The organism is Umezawaea sp., from assembly GCF_057122925.1.
The window spans coordinates 1-23,606 of sequence record NZ_DBNGPQ010000134.1; the positions used below are offsets into that span (position 1 = coordinate 1).

At 72.8% G+C, this 23,606-nt stretch carries 22 protein-coding genes; 9 read left to right on the forward strand and 13 right to left on the reverse strand.

Annotation, left to right across the window (positions count from 1 at the left end):
* Positions 1–164 precede the first annotated feature (164 nt).
* The 3 genes from AC156L_RS30225 to AC156L_RS30235 are packed head-to-tail and all read right to left on the reverse strand — an operon-like array spanning position 165 to position 3,038.
* Positions 165–986 carry an NUDIX domain-containing protein gene (locus tag AC156L_RS30225; protein WP_484407489.1) on the reverse strand — a complete coding sequence of 274 codons (822 nt, stop codon included), beginning with the start codon at positions 984–986 and terminating at the stop codon, positions 165–167.
* Between the two features lie 28 nt (positions 987–1,014).
* Positions 1,015–2,301: a sensor histidine kinase gene (locus AC156L_RS30230; RefSeq protein ID WP_330878288.1), complete on the reverse strand. Its 1,287-nt coding sequence runs from the start codon at positions 2,299–2,301 to the stop codon at positions 1,015–1,017.
* Positions 2,298–3,038, reverse strand: a complete 741-nt coding sequence (locus tag AC156L_RS30235; RefSeq protein ID WP_330878287.1) for a response regulator transcription factor — start codon at positions 3,036–3,038, stop codon at positions 2,298–2,300. Before AC156L_RS30235 ends, AC156L_RS30230 begins: the two co-directional genes overlap by 4 nt.
* A 127-nt stretch (positions 3,039–3,165) precedes the next feature.
* Between AC156L_RS30235 and AC156L_RS30240 the strand changes: the two genes are divergently transcribed.
* Genes AC156L_RS30240 through AC156L_RS30250 form a run of 3 tightly spaced genes read left to right on the forward strand, consistent with a single transcriptional unit; the run spans position 3,166 to position 6,145 of the window.
* Positions 3,166–4,308, forward strand: coding sequence for a LolA family protein (locus tag AC156L_RS30240; RefSeq protein WP_330878286.1), 1,143 nt, complete (start codon positions 3,166–3,168; stop codon positions 4,306–4,308).
* Entirely contained in the window at positions 4,305–5,312 is a 1,008-nt protein-coding gene (locus AC156L_RS30245; protein ID WP_330878285.1) for an ABC transporter ATP-binding protein, read from the forward strand. Before AC156L_RS30240 ends, AC156L_RS30245 begins: the two co-directional genes overlap by 4 nt.
* A complete protein-coding gene (locus tag AC156L_RS30250; RefSeq protein WP_330878284.1) occupies positions 5,309–6,145 on the forward strand; it encodes an ABC transporter permease in 837 nt (278 codons plus the stop codon). Before AC156L_RS30245 ends, AC156L_RS30250 begins: the two co-directional genes overlap by 4 nt.
* Here the strand turns inward: AC156L_RS30250 and AC156L_RS30255 are convergent.
* From AC156L_RS30255 to AC156L_RS30265, 3 genes are read right to left on the reverse strand one after another with little or no spacing between them, the layout of a single operon-like run.
* Positions 6,107–7,105 carry an ABC transporter ATP-binding protein gene (locus AC156L_RS30255; RefSeq protein WP_330878283.1) on the reverse strand — a complete coding sequence of 333 codons (999 nt, stop codon included), beginning with the start codon at positions 7,103–7,105 and terminating at the stop codon, positions 6,107–6,109. The genes AC156L_RS30250 and AC156L_RS30255 overlap by 39 nt on opposite strands.
* A complete protein-coding gene (locus AC156L_RS30260; protein WP_414719992.1) occupies positions 7,105–8,718 on the reverse strand; it encodes an ABC transporter permease in 1,614 nt (537 codons plus the stop codon). The genes AC156L_RS30255 and AC156L_RS30260 overlap by 1 nt, the downstream gene beginning before the upstream one ends.
* Positions 8,682–9,725 carry a thiamine ABC transporter substrate-binding protein gene (locus AC156L_RS30265; RefSeq protein WP_330878281.1) on the reverse strand — a complete coding sequence of 348 codons (1,044 nt, stop codon included), beginning with the start codon at positions 9,723–9,725 and terminating at the stop codon, positions 8,682–8,684. Before AC156L_RS30265 ends, AC156L_RS30260 begins: the two co-directional genes overlap by 37 nt.
* A gap of 137 nt (positions 9,726–9,862) precedes the next feature.
* Between AC156L_RS30265 and AC156L_RS30270 the strand changes: the two genes are divergently transcribed.
* Together AC156L_RS30270 and AC156L_RS30275 are read left to right on the forward strand one after the other, a co-directional pair.
* Positions 9,863–10,156 carry a 4a-hydroxytetrahydrobiopterin dehydratase gene (locus AC156L_RS30270; RefSeq protein WP_330878280.1) on the forward strand — a complete coding sequence of 98 codons (294 nt, stop codon included), beginning with the start codon at positions 9,863–9,865 and terminating at the stop codon, positions 10,154–10,156.
* A 96-nt stretch (positions 10,157–10,252) separates the two neighbouring features.
* Complete coding sequence (locus AC156L_RS30275) at positions 10,253–10,669, forward strand: hypothetical protein (protein ID WP_330878279.1); 417 nt, start codon at positions 10,253–10,255, stop codon at positions 10,667–10,669.
* Here the strand turns inward: AC156L_RS30275 and AC156L_RS30280 are convergent.
* The 3 genes from AC156L_RS30280 to AC156L_RS30290 form a co-directional block, all read right to left on the reverse strand.
* A complete protein-coding gene (locus AC156L_RS30280) occupies positions 10,560–11,771 on the reverse strand; it encodes a mannosyltransferase (RefSeq protein ID WP_330878278.1) in 1,212 nt (403 codons plus the stop codon). The two genes, AC156L_RS30275 and AC156L_RS30280, sit on opposite strands and share 110 nt — an antisense overlap.
* Positions 11,772–12,070: 299 nt before the next feature.
* Complete coding sequence (locus AC156L_RS30285) at positions 12,071–12,712, reverse strand: DUF6218 family protein (RefSeq protein ID WP_484407492.1); 642 nt, start codon at positions 12,710–12,712, stop codon at positions 12,071–12,073.
* A gap of 77 nt (positions 12,713–12,789) precedes the next feature.
* Positions 12,790–13,560, reverse strand: coding sequence for a TetR/AcrR family transcriptional regulator (locus AC156L_RS30290; RefSeq protein WP_330878276.1), 771 nt, complete (start codon positions 13,558–13,560; stop codon positions 12,790–12,792).
* 102 nt (positions 13,561–13,662) lie between these two features.
* On the opposite strand from AC156L_RS30290, the gene AC156L_RS30295 reads away from it, so the two are divergent.
* Positions 13,663–14,451, forward strand: coding sequence for a DUF2306 domain-containing protein (locus AC156L_RS30295; RefSeq protein ID WP_484407493.1), 789 nt, complete (start codon positions 13,663–13,665; stop codon positions 14,449–14,451).
* Here the strand turns inward: AC156L_RS30295 and ychF are convergent.
* The 3 genes from ychF to AC156L_RS30310 are packed head-to-tail and all read right to left on the reverse strand — an operon-like array spanning position 14,403 to position 19,497.
* Positions 14,403–15,482: a redox-regulated ATPase YchF gene (gene ychF, locus AC156L_RS30300; RefSeq protein ID WP_330878274.1), complete on the reverse strand. Its 1,080-nt coding sequence runs from the start codon at positions 15,480–15,482 to the stop codon at positions 14,403–14,405. The two genes, AC156L_RS30295 and ychF, sit on opposite strands and share 49 nt — an antisense overlap.
* Before the next feature lie 11 nt (positions 15,483–15,493).
* A complete protein-coding gene (locus AC156L_RS30305) occupies positions 15,494–18,364 on the reverse strand; it encodes an SMC family ATPase (protein ID WP_330878273.1) in 2,871 nt (956 codons plus the stop codon).
* Positions 18,361–19,497 carry an exonuclease SbcCD subunit D gene (locus AC156L_RS30310; RefSeq protein WP_330878272.1) on the reverse strand — a complete coding sequence of 379 codons (1,137 nt, stop codon included), beginning with the start codon at positions 19,495–19,497 and terminating at the stop codon, positions 18,361–18,363. Before AC156L_RS30310 ends, AC156L_RS30305 begins: the two co-directional genes overlap by 4 nt.
* Positions 19,498–19,757: 260 nt before the next feature.
* Here AC156L_RS30310 and AC156L_RS30315 point away from each other — a divergent pair, with 260 nt between their 5' ends.
* On the forward strand, positions 19,758–20,582 hold the full coding sequence (locus AC156L_RS30315; RefSeq protein WP_330878271.1) for a DUF6542 domain-containing protein: 825 nt from the start codon (positions 19,758–19,760) through the stop codon (positions 20,580–20,582).
* A 406-nt stretch (positions 20,583–20,988) separates the two neighbouring features.
* Here the strand turns inward: AC156L_RS30315 and AC156L_RS30320 are convergent, their stop codons facing one another.
* Entirely contained in the window at positions 20,989–21,957 is a 969-nt protein-coding gene (locus tag AC156L_RS30320; protein WP_330878270.1) for a 4-hydroxy-3-methylbut-2-enyl diphosphate reductase, read from the reverse strand.
* Between the two features lie 99 nt (positions 21,958–22,056).
* Between AC156L_RS30320 and AC156L_RS30325 the strand changes: the two genes are divergently transcribed.
* Together AC156L_RS30325 and xseA are read left to right on the forward strand one after the other, a co-directional pair.
* Positions 22,057–22,599: a lipid droplet-associated protein gene (locus AC156L_RS30325; RefSeq protein ID WP_330878269.1), complete on the forward strand. Its 543-nt coding sequence runs from the start codon at positions 22,057–22,059 to the stop codon at positions 22,597–22,599.
* Positions 22,596–23,606, forward strand: a 1,011-nt coding sequence (gene xseA / locus AC156L_RS30330; protein ID WP_484407495.1) for an exodeoxyribonuclease VII large subunit, incomplete at its 3' end; no start/stop codon positions are given. The genes AC156L_RS30325 and xseA, both read left to right, overlap by 4 nt.

The following is a 23,606-nucleotide window of genomic DNA, read 5'->3' on the forward strand; positions in this document are numbered from 1 at the left end:
CGACGTCCTCCCACCTGCTCTCCAGCCGCGCCAGGACCGTGCCGCTCGGCGGTCCGGCCGCCGAGCGGATCTCCGGTCCGCGCGTCTCGCGCGCCGGGTCGTCCACGAGCCGACGCGGCACGAGCCGCGTCGGCGACGTCATCCTCGGTCCCGCCACCTGGTCCCTAGGCAGAGGACAGGAGGTCCCGCAATCCGGGCACCAGCACGCGGTCGGCGGGCAGCCAGTCCAGGCCGTCCAGGTCCGACGGCCCGACCCACCGCACCGCCCGGTGCTCGCGGGCCTCCGGTTCGCCCGAGCCCAGCGTCGCCGCGAACACCCTCAGCAGCAGCTCGGCCCGCAGCGGCACGTCCGGCCCGACCTGCTCCCCCACCACGATCTCCACGCCCAGCTCCTCGGCGCACTCCCGCGCCAGCGCCTCGCCGTCGCTCTCACCGTGGTCGACGCGACCGCCGGGCACCTCCCACCGACCGGCCGCCTCCACCGGGAAGTCCCGCTGCTGCACCAGCAGCAGACCGTCCCGCACGATGGCCGCTCCGACCACCACGTCGGCGTTGACCAGCTGCGACGCCCGCCGGGACACGGCACCCGCCCGTGCTTCGAGGATGTTCAGCGCCAGCCCCCGGCCCACGATCACGTCGGCGAGCCTCCCGAACGGGCCGCCGGGGCTGATCCACTCCACGGCGTCGACGACGAGCGTGCCGCCGCCGGTCTCCACCAGGTCCGTCGTCAGCGCCAGCATCGGCAGCGGGCCGTCGACCAGCTCCGCCGCCACGCCGGTCACGTCCGCGCGGGTGACGACCAGCTTCCCGCGCACCGGACCGACGGACCCGGACAGCTCCGCCCCCACGTGCAGGATGCCGGAACCCCCGGAGATCCGGACGCCGAGACCGCGCACGGACGACGCCAGCAGGCGACCGTCCAGCAGAGCGCCCGCGACGGTTCGGACGGGCGCTTCGACGAGCGTGGTCGCACGGAGATCGGGCACGGCCGAATACTGCCATTCACCTGTGAAATCAACGGTAAGCGGGCCAACGGATCTCGAATCGCGCGCCGCCCTGGGGCGAGTCGAGGACCCGGACGGAGCCCCTGCGCTGCCGGACGAGGTGGGCGACGAGCGCCAGGCCGAGGCCGAACCCGCCGCTGGCCCGGCCGCGGTGCTCCTCGACGCGGTAGAAGCGGTCGAACACGCGGGCCCAGTGCTCGGGCGGGATGCCGTGGCCGTCGTCGTCCACGACGAGGCGGATCTCGCGGACGGCGGGCAGCACCGAGATGCGGATCAGGCTGGTCGCGTAGCGGGAGGCGTTGCGGACGAGGTTGTCGACGACCAGTTCGACCTCGGTGCGGGTCGCGGACACCATGCAGGCGCTCATCGGGGCCGCGACCTGCACGAGCAGGTCGTGCGGGGGCATGCGGTCGACGGCGGAGTGCACCTGGAGGGCGAGGTCGACGGGTTCGGCGCGCGGGAGTTCGCCGCTGTCGGCGCGGGCCAGGATCAGCAGGGCGTCGACCAGCTCCGACAGGCGCTCGGACTCCTCCACCACGGATTCGAGGACCTCCAGGGAGAAGTCCGGGTCCGGGTGGGCGACGGCGACCTCGGCCTGGGCGCGCACCGACGTGACGGGTGAGCGCAGCTCGTGGGCGGCGTCGCCGGTGAACCTGCGCAGCCGCTCGGTGGCCTCGTCCCGCCGCGCGAGCAGGCCGTTCAACGCCTCCGCGAGCGCCTGGAGCTCGTCCTGCGACTCCGGGACGGGCAGGCGCTGGCCGCGGGGCAGCTGGGCGGCGGCCACGCGCATCCGCTCGACCGGGCGCAGCGACGACCGGACGGACAGCCAGGTGGCGATGCCGACCAGCAGCGCGACCAGTGCCGTGGCGACGGCCAGCCACCTGGTGCCGAGGTCGTTGGCGCCGTTGTAGCCGACGAGCGTGTCACCAGCGGCGATGAGCCTCGGCGTGCCGTCGGGAGCGGTGTCGACGCGGCCCAGCCAGCGCATCGCGCTCACGCCGTCCTCGCGCAGCACGGGCCTGCCGGACTTCAGCGTCCGCACCTCCGCGGGCGTCAGGTCGGGCGCGGGAAGGCCGTCCAGCGGCGCGCCCGCCGTGTCGAGCACCCGCACGGACGGGCCGGAGCCGAGCGCGACGGCCTTGGTCAGCTCGGAGTCGACGGCGCTGATCTGCACGCGGGCGATCAGGCTCGGGGCGAGGCTCGTCAGCGCCATCAGGCACAGCCACGCGACGCCGGTGGCCACCACGGTGATCCGGAAGCGCAGCGTGCGCCGGAACCACCACCGACGCGGGTTCACCTACGAGCCGCCCGCTGCGCGGTCGCGCCGAGCGCCGCGTCGAGGTCGGCGGTGGAGGCGAGGTAGCCGTGGCCGCGGACCGTGCGGACGACCTCGCCCGCGCCCATCGCGTCGAGCTTGCGCCGCAGGTAGCCGACGTACACCTCGACGGCGTTGCGGGTGGCGGCCTGCTCGTCGCCCCACACGGTGCGCAGCAGCTCGTCCTTCGTCACGACGGAGCCCGCGCGGCCCGCCAGGACGTCGAGCACGGCGTACTCGCGGGGGCTCAGCGCGACCGGCGCGCCCGCCCAGGTGACCTCGCGCAGCCCGCGGTCCACGACCAGTTCGCCCAGCTTGAGCCTGCGCCGGGAGCCGCCGCCGGAGTTGCGGCGCAGCAGCGCCCGCACCTGGGCGACCAGCACCACGAACGAGAACGGCTTGACCAGGTAGCCGTCGGCGCCGAGGTCGAGCCCGTCGGCCTGGTCGACCTCGCCGTCCTTGGCCGAGACCATCAGCACCGGTGTGCGCACGCCCTCGGCCCGCATCCGCTGGAGCACCCGGTAGCCGGACAGGCCGGGCAGCATGATGTCGAGCAGCACGACGTCGAACGCGCCGGTCAGCGCCACGCGCAGCGCGTTGGGGCCGTCCGCGGCGGTCACGACCTCCATGCCCTCCGCCGACAGGCCACGCTCCAGCGCCCGCCGCACACCGATCTCGTCGTCGACAACCAGCACCCGTGGTCTCACACCCGCAAGCATGCCGCCTGAGGAGCACAATCGGCTGGGGATCTCAGCGGTCTCTCAGGCTCTCAGCGCGATCTCAGCGTGGTCCGGGCACTGTCGGTGGTGTCGAACGGCACACGGCCGGACGGCAGGAGGAGGGGACATGAACAGGAGAAGGGTGACCGTGGCCGTAGCGGCGGCCGGGGTGGTGGCCGGGGTCGCGGGTCTGGGGGCGCTGGCGATGCCCGCCGGTGCGGGGCCCGCGCCTGTGCTGCCCCAGGTCGACGCGCAGTCCCTCGTCGAATCGGTGCTCACGGCGAAGCCCGCCGCGTTCGGCGGCACGGTGGACGTGAACAACAGCCTCGGCATCCCGGCCATCGCCGGTCTGCCGCAGCTGTCCGACGGCGCCAGCCAGGTCCGCATGTGGACCGACGGCCAGGGCCGGTCGCGGGTCTCGCTGCCGACCGGCGACTCCGAGCGGACCATCGTCGACGACGGCACGACGATCTGGGCGTGGAACTCGGAGACGCAGAGCGTCACCAGGACGCCGCGCGGCTCGGCGGACGCCAAGCCCGACCACGACCTGGGCCTCGGCCTCGGTCTGGGCGAGGACGGCAAGCCCGCCGACCCGCTCCAGGTGGCGCGGGACGTGGTGTCGGAGATCGAGAAGACCAGCACCGTGACCGTCGACGGCACGGCCCGCGTGGCCAACCGCTCGGCGTACGAGCTGGTGCTCACGCCGAAGCCCTCCGAGCGGACGGTGCTGCGCGAGGTGCGCGTCGCGGTCGACTCGGAGCTGCGGCTGCCGCTGCGGGTGTCGCTGCTGACCAACGGCACCGACGAGCCCGCCGTGCAGGTCGGCTTCTCGGAGCTGACCGTCGGCGCCCAGGACGCGGGTCTGTTCCAGTTCACCCCGTCGGCCAGCGCGAAGGTCGACGAGAAGGAGGCGGAGGCCCCGTCCGAGCAGGACAAGGCCCAGGCGGAGAAGGCCCTGGGTGAGGCGTCGCCGCAGATCATCGGCGACGGCTGGGACACCGTGGTCGTCGCCAGGACCCCCGCGGAGACCCTGGCGGGGATGCAGCTGCCCGCCGAGGAGGAGTCCGACCGCCGCGGCCCCGGCCGTGAGCAGGCGGGCAACCCGCAGGACCTGCTCAAGCAGCTCGGCAAGCCGGTCAGCGGCGCGTGGGGCAGCGGAACGCTGATCAGCAGCAAGATCGGCAACGTCCTGCTGGCCGACGACGGGCGCGTCGCGCTCGGCGCCGTTCCGGAGCAGGTGCTGACCGAGGCGATCGGCCAGGTGAAGTGACCACTTCGACCAGCGCACGGGTGGAGTCCGCTCCGGCGGGCTCCACCCCGGTCCTCGCCGCTCGCACGCGGGGTCTGCGCAAGACGTACGGCAGCACGGTCGCGGTGGACCGGGTGGACCTGGACCTGCCCGAGGGCGCGGTCATGGGGATGCTCGGGCCCAACGGGTCGGGGAAGACGACCACGATCCGGATGCTGCTCGGGCTGGTGAAGCCGACCGAGGGCACCGTGGAGCTGCTCGGGCGGGCGCTGCCCGACGGGGCGGCCGACGCGCTGCCGCACGTCGGTGCGCTGGTCGAGGGGCCGGGGTTCCACCCGTTCCTGTCGGGCCGGGAGAACCTGCGGCGCGTCGCGGCGTTCGAACCGCTGCTGGCGACGGGGGCGGTCAAGCAGTCGGTGGAGGACGCGCTGGAGCGCGTCGGGCTGGCGCAGGCCGCGCACCGGCGGTACCGGGGGTACTCGCTGGGCATGAAGCAGCGGCTCGGGCTGGCGGCGGCGCTGCTGGTGCCGCGCAGGCTGATCGTGCTGGACGAGCCGACGAACGGCCTCGACCCCGCGGGCACGCGCGAGGTGCGCAAGGTCATCGGCGACCTGCACGCGGCGGGCAGCACGGTGCTGGTGTCGTCGCACCTGCTGAGCGAGATCGAGGCCACGTGCACGCACGTGGCCGTGCTGCACCGGGGAACCGTGGTGGCGCAGGGGGAACTGGCCGAGCTGTTGCAGTCCGACAGCACGGCCCTCCAGGTGACCACGTCCGACGTGGACACCGCGTTGACCGCGCTGCGCGCCGCCCGGATCTCCGCCCGCCCGTCCGAGGAGGGCGTGCGGGTCGAGCTGATCGGCACGACGGCACCCGCGGTCTTCCAGACGCTGGTGCAGGCGGGCGTGGAGATCCACGAGGCGGTCCGCCAGCGCACCGGTCTCGAAGAGCTGTTCGCGCGGCTCACCGAGGCCGGGGAATCCGAGCACCTGTCCTCAGTGGACACCATCGAGGGGGCACGATGACCACGGCTGTCGCCACGCGCGCCCCGTTGACCCGGCAACTGCGCTCGGAGCTGCGGTGGATCCTGCGCCGCCCGCGCACGGTGATCGGGCTGGGGCTGCTGTGCGTGGTCCCGATCCTGGCCGGTGCAGGCCTGTGGTTCGCCGTCGACAACACCGACGGCCCGGCCGGGCCGGGGCTCGCCGCGATCATCGCGGGCAACGGCCTCGTCCTGCCGATCTTCACGCTGTTCCTGTCGCTGCCGCTGCTGCTGCCGCTGGTCGGCGCGATCTGGGCGGCCGACGGCCTCGCGGGTGAGGCGAACAGCGGCACGCTGCGCGGCCTGATGGTCGCGCCGGTCGGCCGGCTCCGGCTGCTGGGCATCAAGGCGTTCGGCATCGCGGTCATGTCGCTGTTCGCGGTGACGCTGATGGCCCTCGTCGGCGCGATCACCGGTGTGGTCCTGTTCGGCATGGACGGGATGCTCACGGTGTCCGGCACGACGCTGTCGGTCGGCGCGGCGCTGGGCCGGATCGTGCTGACGATCCTGCTCGTGACGTTCCAGGTGTGGGCCGTCGCGGCCGTGGCGCTGGCGATCTCCGCGTGCACCGAGCACCCGCTGGTGGTGATGGCCGCGACCATGGCCGGGATCATCGTGTTCGCCGTGCTCGGGGCGTTCAGCGCGCTGGACTGGCTCCAGCCGTACCTGATCACCTCGGCGTGGGACGGCCTCGCCGACGTGATGCGCGACCCGATGCCGGTGGACGGCCTGTGGAACAGCACCGGCCTGGCCGCGTGCTACCTGCTCATCGGCCTGTCACTGGCCGCCATCCGCCTGGTCACCAAGGACGGCTAGCCCGTCGGGGTCGACCGAGAGGCGCACCCGGTCGCCGAGCGCGGGTGGCTCGGCGATCGGGGCGACCGCCTCGAACTCCTCGCCCCGCACGGTCACCAGCAGCCGCACGTGGTCGCGGCGGTGCACCCGTTCCTCGACCAGGCCGTCCAGCGGGCCGTCGGAGTCGACGCGCAGCGCCGTGGACCGCAGGCCGACGCGGCCCGGAACGGTGATCCCCAGCAGGTCGAGGGCCGCGGCGGCGGGCAGGACCCTGCCGCAGCCCAGGAACTTCGCCGTGTCGACGTCGACCGGCGACCGCCAGACCTCGGTGGGCGGGCCGACCTGCCGGATGCGGCCCGCGCGCATGACGGCGACCCGGTCGGCGAGCGTGAACGCCTCGTCGTGGTCGTGGGTGACGACGAGCGCCGTGGCGCCCGCTTCGCGCAGCAGCCGGGCGAGGTCGACGGCCAACTGCTCGCGCAGCGCCCGGTCCAGCGCCGACAGGGGTTCGTCCAGCAGCAGCAACCGGGGTCGGGGGGCCAGGGCGCGGGCCAGCGCGACCCGCTGCTGCTCGCCGCCGGACAGCTCGGTGACCTTGCGCTTCTGGTAGCCGCCGAGGCCGACCAGGTCCAGGAGTTCGGCGACGCGCTTGTGCCGCGCCTCGGTCTCCACGCCGTGCATCCGCATCCCGAACGCCACGTTGCCCGCGACGTCCCGGTGCGGGAACAGCTGCCCGTCCTGGAACACCAGCCCGAATCCCCTGCGGTGCACCGGGACGCCCGCCAGGTCCTCGTCGTCCCACCGGACCGCGCCCGCGCTGGGCCGTTCCAGGCCCGCGACCGCGCGCAGCAGCGTCGACTTGCCGCAGCCGGACGGGCCGAGCAGCGCGACGACCTCCCCGTCCGCGACCTCCAGGTCCACACCGGACACGGCCGTGACGGCGCCGTAGCGGACGCCGACCCCGGTGAGCCGCAACGACATCAGAACTCCCCACTGCTGGGCACGCGCAGCTTCTCGATCAGCAGCACCGCGGCGATCGTGACGACCATCAGCAGCGCGCACGCGGCGTACGCCATCTGGCTGTTGAGCTGGCCGGGCCGCGACATCAGCCGGGCGATCACGATCGGCAGCGTCGGCGCGTCCGGCCGCGCCAGGAAGCTGGTCGCGCCGAACTCCCCCAGCGCCACCACGAACCCGAACCCGGCCGCGGCGGCCAGCGACCGGCCTGCGAGCGGCAGGTCGACCTCGCGCCACACCCGCCACGGGCTCGCGCCGAGCGTCGCGGCGGCCTGCCGCAGCCGTTCGTCGACGGCGCGCAGCACCGGCAGCACGATCCGGACGACCAGCGGTGTCACGACGAGGGCCTGCGCCAGCGGGACCAGCGCGGGTGACGTGCGCAGGTCGCCGGGCAGCGCGTCCATCGTGATCAGGTAGCCGAAGCCGACCGTCACCGCGGACACGCCCAGCGGCAGCATCAACGCGGTGTCCAGCACCTCGCCGATGCCCAGGGGGGTTCGGCCTCGGCGCAGGCCGACCAGCACGACGGCGGAGAACACGCCGATGGTCAACGCCAGCAGGGTCGCGTCCGTCGCGGTGCGCAGGGAGTTCACCGCCGCGTCGACCCCGGACACGGCCAGGGTGCCGCGCTCCCCCGTGCCGGTCAGCGCCCGGTAGCCCGCGAGGCTCCAGCCGTCCACCGTGGACAGGGAGCGGACGACGAGGCCGACGACGGGAACCAGCAGCGTGAGCACGACGGCGAACGCCACCGCGACCACACCCCACTCGCCGCCGGTGGGCCTGCGCACGACCTCGGCACGGCCGCGCAGCGACAGCGCCGTCTCCCGGCGCCTGCGCGCCAGCCCGCCGAGCAGCAGCACGGCGAGCACGGCGGCGAACTGGAGCAGGGACAGCGCGGCGGCGCCGGACAGGTCGAACAGCTCCACCGTCCGCAGGTAGATCTCGGTCTCCAGGGTGCGGTGGCGGGCCCCGCCGAGCACCAGCACCACCCCGAAGCTGGTGGCGCAGAACAGGAACACCACCGAGGCCGCCGATCCGATGGCGGGCAGCAGCGCGGGCAGCACGACCGAGGCGAACGCCCTCGGGCGGGACGCGCCCAGCGCGCGGGCGGCGTCCTCCGCGCGGCGGTCGGTGTGCGCCCACAGCCCCCCGACGGTCCGCGCCACCACCGCGACGTTGAAGAACGCGTTGGCCAGCACGATCGGCAGCACCCCGCCGTCCGGCCACAGCGCCCGGAAGGCCAGGCCCACCACCACGGTCGGCAGCACGAACGGCACCATCACCGCGGCCCGCACGAACCCCGTGCCCGCGACCTCGCAGCGAGCCAGCAGGAACGCCACCGGCAGACCCGCGACCAGCGCCAACACCGTCGACGCCGCGGCTTGGCCGAGGGTGAACCCGACCAGCTCCCACGTGCCGGCGGCGGCCAGCACCTCGCCGACCCCGCCGTCGCGCAACCCGAGGTGCACGATCGCGAGCACCGGCCACGCGAAGAAGACCCCGAGGAACAGCAGCGGGACCAGCGCGGCGAACGCCCAGATCAGCCCACTACGAGCGTGCGCCACTGGGACACCCACTGCTCGCGGTTGGCGCTGACCTGGTCGGCGGGCAGGGTCTGCGGCGACGTCGGCAGCGGCGCGGCCTTGGTCCACGCCTCGGGCAGCGTCACGCCCTCGCGCGACGGGTACACGTACATCTGCTCGGGCACGTCGGCCTGGAACTGCTCGGAGAGCAGGAAGTCCAGCACCTTCTCGGCGTCCTCGGGGTTCTTCGCGCCCGCCAGCACGCCCGCGTACTCGACCTGGCGGTAGCAGGTGTCCAGCACGGCCTTGGTGCGCGGGTTCCCGTCCTCGCCGATCTCGGCCGACGGCGAGGACGCGTACGACACGACGATCGGGCGGGGCCCCTTGCCAGCGGAGCCGGAGAAGTCCTGGTTGTAGGCCTCCTCCCAGCCGCTGACGACCTTGACGCCGTTGGCCTTGAGCTTGGTCCAGTAGTCGCTCCAGCCCGTGGCCCCGTACTCGCCGATGGTGCCGAGCAGGAACGCGAGACCGGGCGAGGAGGTCGCCGGGTCCTCGACGACGAGCATGTCCCGGTACTTCGGGTCGATCAGGTCGGCGTACGACGTGGGCTCCGGCACGCCCTTCGCGGCGAGACCGGCGATGTCGACGTTCAGGCACACGTCGCCGACGTCGACCGCGTGCAGCTTGTCGCCGCCGTCGACCTGGTAGCGCTGCGCGCCCTTGGTCGCCTCGGGGCTCGCGTACTCCGCGAACACGCCCTCGGTCAGCGCGCGCGAGGCGAACGTGGAGTCGACGCCGAACGCGACGTCGCCGATCGGGTTGGCCTTGGTGAGCACCAGCTTGTTCGTCAGCGCGCCCGCGTCACCGCTGGCGACCTGCTTGATCGTGATGCCGGAGGAGGCCTTGAAGGCGTCCAGCGTCTCCTGCCTGGCGGTGAACGAGTCGTGCGTCACGAGCGTGACGACGCGCTCGCCCGCGGCGGGCGCGGACTCGCCGCCGCCCAGGGAACACCCCGCGACCAGCGACAGGCAGGCGGCAGCGGTCAGAACTCGGCGAAGCATCAGGTCTCTCCCTACACCGGCATGATCCGGATCAGGTTGGACGGTCGAAGGCTCGCGCGCCTTCCTCTCAGCCCGGCGCAGTACCGGACTCCCGTGGTAAGCGGCAGCGTACGCGACTCGGTGGGACCATCAGGGCCATGGCCGAACTGATGACCGACGACCAGGTGACCGAGGCGCTGCGTAGCCTGCCGAGTTGGAGCGCGCAAGAGGACTCGCTGATGCGGATCGTGGAGCTGAAGAGCTTCGCGCAGGCGATCCAGGTGGTGAACCGGGTGGCCGAGATCGCGGAGAACGACGACCACCACCCGGACATCGACATCCGCTGGCGGACGCTGACGTTCCGCGTGAGCACGCACTCCAAGGGGGGTGTCACCGCGCTCGACATCAGCCTGGCCAACGAGATCGACGGCGTGATCGACGCCCTCGGCTGACCGGTCGGCGGCTCGCGCGAGAACGGTGAACCGAACGTTGTCGCAGCTCAGCGTGGTCGCTTCAGGCCCTTGCGCGATCGTCGGGGACGCGGTTCGGTGAGATCACCGCCGCCTCCGGACGCGCTGACCACGTCGCTGCCGTCGTTCACCCGGATCGGCGTGGTGGACGCGGACCAGGCGCTGCTCGACGCGTCGCGGACGCTGTTCCGCGACGCGTCGAGGCGGCTGTTCAGCGACGTGACCGGGCTGCGGGTCGGCGGCGCGCAGGCCAACGGCTTCGCCGTGTCGGGGCTGGCGAAGGCCGTGCTGGCGCTGCCCGCCGACAGCCCGCTGCGCGTCGAGCACGCGCGCGGCTCGCACCGGCCCGCGGGCGACAGCGCCGCGTTCGCCGTGGGCGCCTACCTCACCGCCGGTCAGCAGGTTGCGGCTCGGACGCCGGGCTGCTGGTCTCCTCCGCGGTCCGCGGGTCCGCGTTCCTGGCCCGCAGACCGACCGCGACGGCGACCAGCGTGAGCACGCCGGCGGCCGGGTAGACCCAGCCCAGCAGCGACTCCCACCAGGGGCGCGGGATGGTCCAGATGGAGTCCTGCCAGATCAGCAGGAACGAGATCAGGAAGCTGCCGATCGCCAGCACCCAGACGATCGCGGTGGCGTTGACCAGCCTGTTGCGGTTGGCCGATCCGTAGAGCAGCCACATCAGCGCGGGCACCGCCCACACCCAGTGGTGGCTCCACGAGATCGGCGACACGAGCAGCCCGAACACCTGCACCACGACGATCGCGGCCAGCGTCTCCTGGGCCCGCAACGCCTCCCGCAGCGCCCACACCAGCAGCACCACGGCGACGGCGACCGCGACCAGGTAGATCGGGCCGGTCTGCACGTCGTAGCCGACGGTCCGCGACAGCGCGCCGCGCAGCGACTGGTTGATCGACGACCCGACCGGTCCGACCCGCGAGGCGTCACCGAGCAGGTGGAACCAGTACTCCTTCGAGAGCTGCGGCGCGATCAGGAACCCGAACCCGACGGTCAGCGCGAACGCCACGACCGACCAGACCGCCGCGGCGAACCGCCTGGTGCCGAGGAAGTACACGCCCGACACCGCGGGCGTCAGCTTGATGCCCGCGGTCAGGCCGACGCCGAACCCCGCCACCCAGGGGCGGGAACTCGCCATCGTGGCGAGGAGCACGGCGGCCAGCAGCAGGTTGATCTGGCCGTAGTTGAGGGTCGTGCGCACCGGTTCGACCCAGATCGCCAGCGCCGTCCACAGCATCGCGCGGCGGGACAGGTGCTCGGCGTCGATCATCTTCAGCGCCGTGCGGATCAACCAGTACAGGCACGCGAGGCAGAGGATCTGCCAGAACCAGCGCGCCACGCCCCAGGGGACCCAGGACAGCGGCAGGAACACGAACGCCGAGAACGGCGGGTACGTGAACGGCAGCGCGAACTTGTCCGAGAACTCGCTCAGCCGCCACTCGTAGAGCAGACCGGTGAAGATCTCCGGCGACCCGTTCCGGTAGACCATCAGGTCGATCATGGTCATCTGCGTCTGGAACGCGACCATCGTCAGCTGTCCGAGCAGGGACAACACCAGCAGCCACGGCGCGACGGCGAGCACGCGAGCTTCCACGGCGCGCGGACACACGCGGGGCCTCCTCGGGGTTGGCGACATTTCCAGTGTGAAGTAGCCGACTCGGGGAGCAAAAAGTGGGTACCCGAACGTCATGACAGGTGGGAGTCCACAACCACGGGGAGAATCATGACCGCGGACATCGTGGTGGCGCTCGTCGCCGCTGTCGGAATGCTGTTCACCGCTGGCGGCGTGCTGGCCCTGGCCGCACGCGACCGCCACCAGCTGCACTAGTCGGTCGTCCATGGGGGCTGTCCCTTCTCGGGACAGCCCCCATGCCTTCGGCCCTACTCCCGCCCCGCCGCGGCTTCGGCCACGAGCTCCTCCCACAGCGGGGCCAACAACGACGGTTCCCCGAACACCGCCCGCAGGTGCTCGCGCCGGTCCAGCACGTCGGCGTTCTCCTGCCAGCGCCGCACCACCCACTCGCCGAGCCCGCAGATCAACCGGGCTTGAGCCACGGCCTCGGACACGTCCGACGGCACCACGATCCTCGCCCGCCGCCGCAGGTCCTCCAGGGTCGCGGGCAGCGGGTCCGGCAGCGTCACCGGCCAGCGGAGGTCACCGGACTCCAACCGGGACGCCTGCTGCTCGGCCACCACGGCGGCGTACGCGTCCCGAGCACCGGCCACCTCGGCCACGACCTCGGGCAGCGTGACGGTGACCGGGTTCACCTCCGTCAGCCCCTCGGCCAACGCCCACTCGCGCACGACCGCCACGGCTTCGGCGGTGTCCCACGCCAGCAGCGCGCGTCCCGCGCAGTGCTCCAGCAGCGATTCCCCGACCGGCGCCACCCACTCGCCGGTCGTCACGCCGTCGACGCCGAGGTGTGCGACGGCGACCTCACCGGCCGTCCGGCACACGACGACGTGGCCGATCATCGTGCGGCCGTCGGCGGAACGGGCGGGCAGCAGTCCAGGCTGGGTCATACCTGTCCATCGCCACGGTGATCATTTCGTTTCGCGGGCCACCGGACCGGCCGCCGCCGTCCGGTCACCGCGGACGACTACCCGGTCCGCTCAGCCGTCCACGCCTCGATGCCGTCCAGGAAGCGGTCGACGCCGAAAGCCAGTTCGGCGGGCAGCGCGTCCTCGCCGAGCGGTTCCGCGCCGTGGTCGGCGGTCTCGGCGGCGTGGACGGCGGCCAGTGCCGGGTAGTCGTCCGCGGTGACCAGGTCGGACAGGGCCAGCACCAGTTCGGCCTCGGTGCGCGGGCGCCCGCCGTCGGTCTTGTGCGCGCTGCCCATGTCCAGGCTGATCTGGGCGGTGCCGCGCACGACCGCGGTCAGGTGCAGCGCCGCCGCCCGCGCCTCGCCCGCCGCCAGCCCGGCCCCGAGCAGGGGGCGCAGCAGGCGGTCGAGCCAGGCGAGCTGGTTGGGACCGATCGGCGTGTGGTCGAGCGGGACGCGCAGCAGCCAGGGGTGGCTCCGGAAGCCCGCCCACAGCGCGGCGACCCAGCGCCGGACCGCGGGGCGGAGGTCGGACGCCCCGCCGAGGTCGGGCGGCTTCCCGGCCGCGACGTCGACCATCACCTCCAGCAGGAGGTCCTTGCTCGCGACGTGGTTGTAGAGCGACATCGTCGCGAAGCCGAGGTCGGAGGCGATCCGCTGCATCGACAGCGCCTCCAGGCCGTCGGCGTCCGCGATCCGGATCGCGGCGCGCGCGATCTGCTCGGCGGTCAGCCGGGGTCGCGGCCCGCGCTTGCCGCGGGAGCGCCCCGCCCAGAGCAGCGCGAGGCTGCGCTGGAGGTCCGAGCCCCTGTCGTCGCGTGTCGTCATCCGCCGTCCCGTCCTCGTCGTCGTGGACCATCCTAAAACTACGTATGTCATACGTTTTTATGTATGTTGTACGTAGTTGTTCCCCACCGTGAACGGATCACCATGACCTCGCCGACGACCCCGACGCCCAGACCAGCCCAGACCTGGTGGCGCCGCCCCTGGATCGCGCCGCTGATGCTGGTGGCGGCGGCCTTCCTGGTCTTCTCGGTACCGCCCTACCTGACCGGCGACCCGGCCGATTCCCGCCTGCCCGCGCCGCCGGGCAACGACCTGTACCACCCGCTGCTGGTGGCGCACGTGCTCTTCGGCACCGTCGCGATGGTCACCGCGTGCTTCCAGGTCTGGCCCGCGTTCCGCACCCGCCACCGGCGCGGCCACCGGATCACCGGCCGGGTCTACGTCTACGCGGGGGTGCTGCCCGCCGGGCTGCTCGGGCTGTACATCGGCTGGCACACCGCGGCGGGCCCGTCCGTGCGGGTCGCCAACCTCGTGGGCTCCGCGCTGTGGCTCCTGGTCACGCTCATCGGCCTGCGCGCGGCCCGACAGCGCCGCTTCGGCGACCACCGCAGGTGGATGTCCCGCAGCTTCGCGCTCGCCATGTCGATCGTCCTGAGCCGGGTGATCACCGTGGTGGCGACGATCGTGCTCACGCCCCAGCTGGACACCACGTTCGGCGGCAGCCGGGAGATGCTGACGTTCAGCACCGCGAGCATCGGCGTCTGGCTCAGCCCCCTGCTGCTCCTCCTGCTCACCGACTGGCTGCTGGACCGCCGCGGGGCGGGGCCCGTGACGCGCGAACGGCCGCCACGCGAGTCGCGTGACGGCCGTCGTGGAACGCGGGGTCAGACGTTGAAGCGGAACTCCACCACGTCCCCGTCGACCATCACGTAGTCCTTGCCCTCCATGCGGACCTTGCCCGCCGCCTTCGCGGCGGCCTTGGAGCCCGACTCGACCAGGTCGTCGTAGGACACGACCTCGGCCTTGATGAAGCCGCGCTCGAAGTCCGTGTGGATCACGCCCGCCGCCTGCGGGGCGGTCGCGCCCTGCGGGATGGTCCACGCCCTGGCTTCCTTCGGGCCCGCCGTGAGGTAGGTCTGGAGGCCCAGGGTGTGGAAACCCGCGCGGGCGAGGGAGTACAGGCCCGGTTCGTGCTGGCCGATGGACTCCAGGAGTTCGCGGGCGGACTCCTCGTCCAGCTCCAGCAGCTCCGACTCCACCTTGGCGTCCAGGAAGACCGCGTCGGCGGGGGCGACCAGCTCGCGCAGCTCCTTCATCTTCGCGTCGTCGGTGAGGATGCCCTCGTCGGCGTTGAAGACGTACAGGAACGGCTTGGTGGTCAGCAGGCTGAGTTCGCGCAGCAGGTCGTTGTCCACTTCGGACTGCGCGCTGAACATCGTGCGACCGCTGTCGAGGATCGCCTTGGCCTTCTGGGCGGCGTCGAGGGCGGGGCGGCGGTCCTTCTGGGTCCGCGCCTCCTTCTCCAGCCTGGGGATGGCCTTCTCCAACGTCTGGAGGTCGGCGAGGATCAGCTCGGTGTTGATCGTCTCCATGTCGCTGCTCGCGTCGATGCGGCCGTCGACGTGCACGACGTCGGGGTCGTCGAAGACGCGGACGACCTGGCAGATCGCGTTGGCCTCGCGGATGTTGGCGAGGAACTTGTTGCCGAGCCCCTCACCCTCCGAGGCGCCCTTCACGATGCCCGCGATGTCGACGAACGACACCACGGCGGGCACCAGCTTCTCGGACCCGAAGATCTCGGCGAGCTTCGCCAGCCTCTCGTCGGGCAGCGGAACGACACCGACGTTGGGCTCGATCGTCGCGAACGGGTAGTTCGCGGCGAGCACGTCGTTGCGGGTCAGCGCGTTGAACAGGGTGCTCTTGCCGACGTTGGGCAGGCCGACGATGCCGAGGGTCAAACTCACGAACGGGAAGTCTACGCGGTGACCTGCAACGTCGAGCCGGTCCGGGCCTTGCGGACCCGCAACCGGGTGGGAATGCGCTGCCGCAGCTCCTCGACGTGCGACACGAGGCCGACGACCCGCCCGCCCGCGCGCAGCTCGTCGAGCGTGTTCATCACCAGGTCGAGGGTGTCGGCGTCGAGCGTGCCGAAGCCCTCGTCGACGAACAGGGTGTCCAGCAGCACGCCGCTGGTCTCGGCCGCGACCACGTCCGCGAGCCCGAGGGCGAGCGACAGCGACGCCAGGAACGACTCGCCGCCGGACAGGGTCTTCGCGGGCCGCTGCTGGCCGGAGTAGTCGTCCAGCACGTCGAGCCCCAGCCCGCCGCGGGTGCCGCGCGCGCCCGCTTCGAGGGAGTGCACGAACCGGTAGCGGCCCTGGCTCATCCGCTCCAGCCGCGTGCTCGCGGCCACGGCGACCTCCTCCAGCCGCGACGCCAGCACGTAGGTCCGCAGCGTCATCCGCCGGTGGTTCTGCCCGCGCCCGTTGATCACGTCCGTCAGCGCGTCCAGCTCGGCGAACTCCGCCTCGACCGGCTCGAACTCGACCCACCGCGCCCGCAGCCGCGCGGCCAGCTCCTCGACCCGGTGCAGCGCCGTCCGGGCCGACGACAGCGCCGACGCGGCCTGCTGCGCCTCCTCGCGGCTCGCCCGGAACCGCTCCTCCACGCCCTCCACGTCGACGTCCAGGTCCGGGTCGACGTCCGCCAGCTCGGCGAGCGCGGACGCCGCCGCCGCCCGCGTGTTGTCCAGCGAGGTGATCCGCTGGTCGAGCAGGGTCAGCGCCGCGTCGGTCCGGGCGGCCGACAGCGCCTCCTCGACGTCGGCGAACCCGGCCCTGGCGGCCAGCTCCGACGTCGTGACCCGCTGCTCCTCCAGGCGCGCCTCCGCGTCGGCGACGGCCGCGCGCCGGTTCGCCGCCTCCACGAGCGCGTCGGCCAGGTCGAGCAGGTGCGCCCGGCGGGCCAGCACGTCCGGGAAGTCGCCGCGCGCCTCGTCCAGCCGCTCGGCCCGCGCCGTCACGGTCTCCGTCAACGCCGTGAGCTGCGTGGACACCTCCACGAGGTCGCGTTCGGCGGCGGCGCGCGCGGCGGTGGTCTCCTCCAGCCGCCGCTCCAGCTCGCGCCGCGCAGACTCCCTGGCCGACCGCTGGCGGGCCAGTGCCGACGTCTCCTCGTGCTCCCGCAGCAGGTCGCCCAGCGGCCGGTCGTCGATCACCTCGCGCAGCGACTCGACCCGGTGCTCCGCCGCCAGCCGCTCCTGCTCGGCCACGCCGCGCCGCCGGGCCGCCGCCTGCTCGCGCTCGGCCGCCCGCTCCTCGTCCGCAGCCCCGACCGCGTCCAGCACCGGCCGCGCGGGCGCCGGGTGCTCGGCCGAGCCGCACACCAGGCACGCCCTGCCGGGGGCCAGCGCGGCGGCCAGCTCGACGGCCATCCCGTCCAGCCGCTGCCGCCGCACGTCGAGCAGGTGCCCCTGGGCCTCCTGGTGCTCGTCGATCGCGGCGCGGACGCCGTCCCCGGCCGCCGTCAGCGCCTGCTCGGCCGCGGGCAGCCGCCGGGCCGCGTCCGCCCGCGCCGCCACCTCGGCGAGCCTGGCCGCCGCGACCGCCGACTCCTCCACGGCCGCGCGCGCCGCCGCCACCTGCTGGGGCAACGTCGGGTCGACCGCGGCCACCCGCCGTTCGAGCCGTTCCCGCGAGGCGGTCAGCGCGACCACCCGCTCCGCGTCGCGCCGCTGCCGCTCGGCCTCGGCGGCGAGCTGGTTCAGCCCGCCCGCCTCCTCGCGCAGCCGTTCGGAATCGCCGCGCAGGTCGGTGCCGGTGTACCCGGCGAGGGCCGAGAACGCCGCGGCCTCCGCGGCCCTGGCCGCGTGCAGCGACCGCCCCAGTCGGACGGTCGCGTCGTGCGACGGCACCACGGGGGCCGCCCGCCGGGCCGCCCCGCGTTCGGCGACCCACGCCAGGCGCCGCGGCTCGGCCTCCTCGCACGAGTCCAGCGCCCGCCGGGCCGCGCGCACCCTGCGCACCCGGTCGGCTTCGACGCGGACCGACGCCAGCGCGCCCTCGGCCGCCTCGCGGGCGGTCGCCGTCGAGCGCGCCACGGCCTCGGCGTCGCCGAGCACCGCGTCCAGCCGCTTCAGCACGGAGGTGAGCCACTCCTCGTCGCCGACCTCCGGCGCCTCCTCGCCCGCGGCCTCGGACACCCGCTGCACCAGCGCGCGCCCGACCTGCCGGTGCTGCTCCAGGGCTTGCCCCGCGGCCGTCCGGCGGGCGCGGAACCAGTTCTCCACGTCCAGGAACCGCTGCGTGCCGAACAGCTTCTCCAGCAGCTTCTCGCGATCGGCCGTGTCCGCGCGCAGGAAACGGGCGAACTCGCCCTGCGGCAGCAGCACGACCTGGAAGAACTGCTCGGCGTTCATCCCGAGCAGGTTCTCGACCTCCAGCGCCACCTCGTCGATGCGGGTGTGCCCGTCGCCGCGCCACCCGCTGACCCACGTCAGCGTCGCCTTGGCCTGCTCCCTGGTGAAGCCCTCGCCGCGCTTCTTCGGCCGCAGGTACTCCGGGCTGCGCTCGATGCGCAGCCGCCTGCCCTGCACCGTCAGCTCCAGCACCACGACGGTGCGCACGTCGGGGTCCGCGTAGTCGCAGCGCAGCCTCTTCACGTCGCCGCGGGCGCCGGGGACCTTGCCGAACAGCGCGAACGCGACCGCGTCGAGCAGGGTCGTCTTGCCCGCCCCGGTGTCGCCGTGCAGCAGGAACAGCCCGTCCGCGCCGAGCACGTCGAAGTCGACGGTCTCGCGCTTCGGGTACGGCCCGAAGGCCGCCAGCTCCAGGCTGTGCAGCCTCACTGGGCCTCCCTGGCCGCGGCGGCGAACGCCTCGCGCAGCAGGGCCTGCTCGCGCCGGTTCGGCGGCTCGTTGCGGCAGTCGTCCACGAAGCAGCAGGCGATGTCCTCGTCCGACCGGCCGCGCACCGCGAACCGCAGCGCCGCCTCACGCCCGCCCGCGGGCTTCCACTCGACGTGCACCGCGTGCGGGAAGCGCCGCTGGAGCCGCCGCAGCGAGTCCAGCGGGCGGACGGGGTCGGTCAGCACCACGGACAGGAAGCTGTCGTGCACGGCGTCGTGCGCCGGGTCGTCCAGCAGGTCGTCCAGGGCTCCGGTCACGACCGCCAGCGGGCGGGGCACCGGCAGCTCGCGCCGCTCCACGCCCGCGAGCCCGCCCTCGTCCAGCTCCACCAGCCAGACGGACTTCACCTGGCCCGCCTCGGAGAACGAGTACGCCATCGGGCTGCCCGAGTACCGCAGCCGCTCCGACAGCACCTGCGGGCCGTGCAGGTGGCCCAGCGCCACGTAGTCGACCCCGTCGAACACCGACGTGGCCACGTCCTGCACGCCGCCGACCGCGATGGTCCGCTCCGAGTCGCTGCTCGCGCCACCGGACACGAACGCGTGCGCGAGCACCACCGACCGCGTCGAGGTCCGGGTGTCGAGGTCGGCGCGCACGCGCCGCATGGCCTCGGACAGCACGCCCGCGTGGCCGCGCGCCTCGGGCACGTCCAGCGCCTGCCGCGCGGGCTCGGGCTCCAGGAACGGGATCCCGTACAGCGCCACCGGCCCGTGCGCGTCCTGAAGCAGCACCGGCTGGTCCAGCTCGGCGATCCGGGTGCGCGTGTGCAGCCCGCCGTCCGCCGTGAACTCGCCGAACACCCCGATCCGCGCCGCGGAGTCGTGGTTGCCGGGCGTGATCACGATGCGGGCGCCTGCGGCCTTGATGCGGCCGAGCACGCGGGTGCAGGTCTGCACCGCCTCGGCGTTCGGCACCGCCCGGTCGTACAGGTCGCCCGAGACGACCACCACGTCCACCCGATCGGTCACCACCAGGTCGGCCAGCCCGCTGAGCACCGCCTCCTGCTCGGCGAGCAGGTCCCGACCGTGGAACGTGCGGCCCACGTGCCAGTCGGAGGTGTGCAGCAGACGCATGGGGCAACGCTATGACCAAGCACCGACAGTGCCGAGCACCACCGGGTCGGCGTGTCGCCTGATCGAGTGTTGTGGCTGGCCGTGTCACGATCAGTGGTTCTCGTCACGCTCGCCCGCCGTCCCGATCTCGGACTCCGTGCATCCTTCGAGACGCGTGGGGCGTGAATGTTCACGAGGGACGTTCACGGCCGTAGCGTGCGCTGACACGGCACCGACTACCGTGTGCCCCTTCCGTGGACGATGCCGAGCAAGGAGAGTGCGTGACGGTGACGCGCGAGCGGCTAAGCGAGCTGGACGACGACGAGGACTACTCGGACGACGTCGCCTGGAACGATCGCGCCCTCTTCGGCAACTTCAAAGGCCTGCCCTGGTGGGCGGCGGTGGCCATCGCGTTCGTGCTGGCGATCATCGGCACGTTCATCGACGTGAACTCGACGAAGACGGTCGGGTGGATCTTCACCGTCCTGTTCTTCCTGGGGTGCGTCGGCGCGATCGTGTTCGTTGAACGCCGAAGCATGTTCGGTCCGGTCGTGCAACCCCCGTTGATCTTGGCGATCGTGGTGCCGCTGGTCGTCGTGGTGGTCCAGGGGATGCCCGCGACGGGTGGGCTGAGCAGCCTCGCGCTGACGCTCGGCAAACCGCTGATCAACGGGTTCCCGACCATGGCGGTGACCACGATCTGCACCGTGCTGGTCGGGGTGGCGAGGGTGTTCCGGCAGCGGGACCCGAACCGGGTGACGCGTGACGAGGCCCGTGAGGTGAAGAAGGCCGATCGGGCGGAGCGGGCTGATCGCGGGGAGCGGGCCGAGCGGGTTGAGAAGCCGTCTCGGCCCGTCGCCAAGCCCGTGGCTGAGAAGGCGCGGTCCCGTGAGGACACCGGGCCTCGGCGGCGGCCCGCGCCCGCTGAGGGGAAGCGGCCAGCGCCCGCTGGCGACGATGAGCGGCGGGCTCGGCCCCGGCCTGCTCAGGGTGAGCGGCGCCGGGCCGCGTCCCCGCCGCCCGGTGATCGGCCGTCCTCGCCTCGGCAGGCTCGTGGGGAGCGGCCCGTGCCGCCTCGGCGGCCTCGGCCCCGAGATGACGACTGACGCTTTCGGCCGTTCGGTCTCACCCCGATGGCGCAATCGTCTCGATGGCCGCGTGGGGGTTGCCAAGGCGGGAAAGATGCCTTGACAACCCCCAAGGCCACGACGTGCGCACAACACCGGGGCGCGGCCGGGAAAGGGTTCGGAAGAGCAGAGCACCGGAGATGAAGTCGTGCGCGGGGCATGAGTTGGGGCCGGGGCCCAAAGCCAAACTCAAGCAGCCAGAGGCTGGTGGGCCGGCACCTCGGTGGGACGAGTGCCCTGTGGCGCGGCCGATGCTACTTGGGGGTCTGCCCCTTGAAATTTGTCGGGCAAGGGCTTCCCACCTGCCCTTTTAGCTCGACAAGGGGGCAAATCGAGGGGCCCCGAGTCACATCGGCCACACCCCGCTGGAACTAGAGCAACAAGATCAACGAACCCGACTCTGCCGCACTTCCTTCGGCAACGCGAACGCGATCGTCTCGTTCGCCGTGGTGATCTCTTCCACAGCCCCGTACCCGCGCTCAGCCAGCCACTTCAGCAGCTCCATGACCAGGATGTCCGGCACCGAAGCCCCGCTGGTCACGCCCACCGTGGAAACGCCCTCCAACCACGCCTCGTCCACTTCCTTGGCGTAGTCGACCAGGTAGGAGGCCTTGGCCCCGGACTGGAGGGCCACCTCCACCAGCCGCACCGAGTTGGACGAGTTCTTCGACCCCACCACCAGCACCAGGTCGCACGACGGTGCCATCGTCTTCACGGCGGTCTGCCGGTTCGACGTCGCGTAGCAGATGTCGTCGCTCGGCGGGTCCTGCAATTCCGGGAAGCGGCCCTTGAGCTGGTTCACCCGCACCATCGTCTCGTCCACCGACAACGTGGTCTGCGAGAGCCAGATCACCTTGGACGGGTCGCGCACGACGACCTTGTCCACGTCCTCGGCCGTGTCCACGAGCTGGATGTGCTCGGGAGCCTCGCCCGCCGTGCCCTCGACCTCCTCGTGACCCTCGTGGCCGATCAGCAGGATGTCGAAGTCGTCGCGCGCGAAGCGCTTCGCCTCCATGTGCACCTTCGTGACCAGCGGGCACGTGGCGTCGATGGTGCGCAGGGACCGGGAAGCGGCCTCCTCGTGCACCGCCGGGGACACGCCGTGCGCCGAGAACACGACGAGCGCGCCCTCGGGCACCTCCTCGGTCTGGTCCACGAAGATGGCACCTCGGTCGCTCAGGGTCTCGACCACGTGCTTGTTGTGGACGATCTCCTTGCGCACGTACACGGGCGCGCCGTACTGCTCCAGGGCCTTCTCGACCGCGACGACCGCACGGTCGACACCCGCGCAGTAGCCGCGCGGCTTGGCCAGCAGCACGCGTTTTCCAGCGGAGGTCTCAGCGGGTGCGGTCATGCCTCCCAGGGTACGGGGGCACCGCTGAGAGGCCGAAATGCGCAGCGTCACGCGTGCTGGAGGTAGGCACCGGGCACCCAAGTGCGGGAAGCTGGACCCATGAAGCCATTGCCGCTGCCGGTCCGCATCGCGGCAGGCCTCGCGGTCACCGCCGTCGAGCGGGCCCGTTTGCTCCCGCAGCAGCTCGCGGGCCTGCCCGTGACGGTCGTGAGCGAGGCGCTGCAACTCTCCATGCGCCTCCAACAACAGGTCACCGAGCTCGCGATCAAGGGTGACGACGTGCTGTCCGGGATGCGCCCTCCGGAAGATGAACCCGAATGGGCGACGTTCGACGAGGACGAGAGTCCCCCGGTGGTGGCGTCGAACACACCCCGGAGCGCACCGGTCGACCCGCCGGAGGACACACCGGACAGCGGTGACGACGACCCGTGGACCGAGGAGGAGCGCGCGATAGCGGCCGAGCCGCCCGCCGCGCTGCCCGTCTACGACGACCTGACGCTGCCGCAGCTGCGGGCCCGGCTGCGGGTGCTGTCCGTCGAGGACCTGGAGGAGCTGCTGGCCTACGAGCGGGCGCACGACGACCGGCCGCAGTTCACCGGCATGTTGAACCGGCGGATCGCCACCGTGCGCGCGCAGTCGTGACGTCGTCGGACGCCCCGTCCACGCCGGAGCAGCCGTGGCCCGTTCGGACGGTCGCGCGCAAGATCACCGAGTGGATCAACCGGCTCGGCGCGGTGTGGGTGGAGGGGCAGATCACACAGGTGTCGGCGCGACCCGGCACCTCGACGGCGTTCCTGACGCTGCGCGACCCGTCGGTGGACATGTCGATGTCGCTGACGAGTCCGATCGGGCTGGTGCGCGGCATGGAGCCGCCGCTGACCGACGGCAGCCGCGTCGTGGTGCACGGGAAGCCGACGTTCTTCGCCGGTCGCGGCACGCTGAGCCTGCGGGTGGACGAGATCCGCGCGGTCGGCATCGGCGAGCTGCTGGCGCGGATCGAGCGGCTGCGGAAGCTGCTGAACGCCGAGGGGTTGTTCGACCCGCGGCGCAAACGCAGGCCGCCGTTCCTGCCCAACAAGATCGGACTGATCACCGGGCGGGCGTCGGCGGCCGAGCGGGACGTGCTGACGAACGCGCGCAACCGTTGGCCGGGCGCGAGGTTCCGGGTCGTCAACGTCGCCGTGCAGGGCGCGACCGCCGTCCCGCAGATCCTCACAGCGCTGTCCACTTTGGACCGTGACGCCGAGGTGGACGTGATCGTGCTCGCCCGCGGCGGCGGCAGCGTCGAGGACCTGCTGCCGTTCTCCGACGAGACGCTGTGCCGTGCGGTCGCGGCCTGCCGCACACCGGTCGTCTCGGCGATCGGGCACGAGCCGGACACGCCGCTCGTCGACCACGTCGCCGACGTCCGCTGCTCGACGCCCACCGAGGCCGGCCGCAGGCTCGTGCCGGACCTCGCCGAGGAAGCCGCACGCATCGCGGGGCTGCGCGACCGGGCGCGACGCGCCCTCGCCGGCTGGGTCGACCGCGAGCAGCGCCTGCTCACGGCACTGCGGGCGCGCCCGGTGCTCGCCGACCCGCTGCGGACCCTCGACGCGCACACCGCCGAGGTCACGCGGCTGCGTGACGCGGCGCGCGGCAGCATCCTG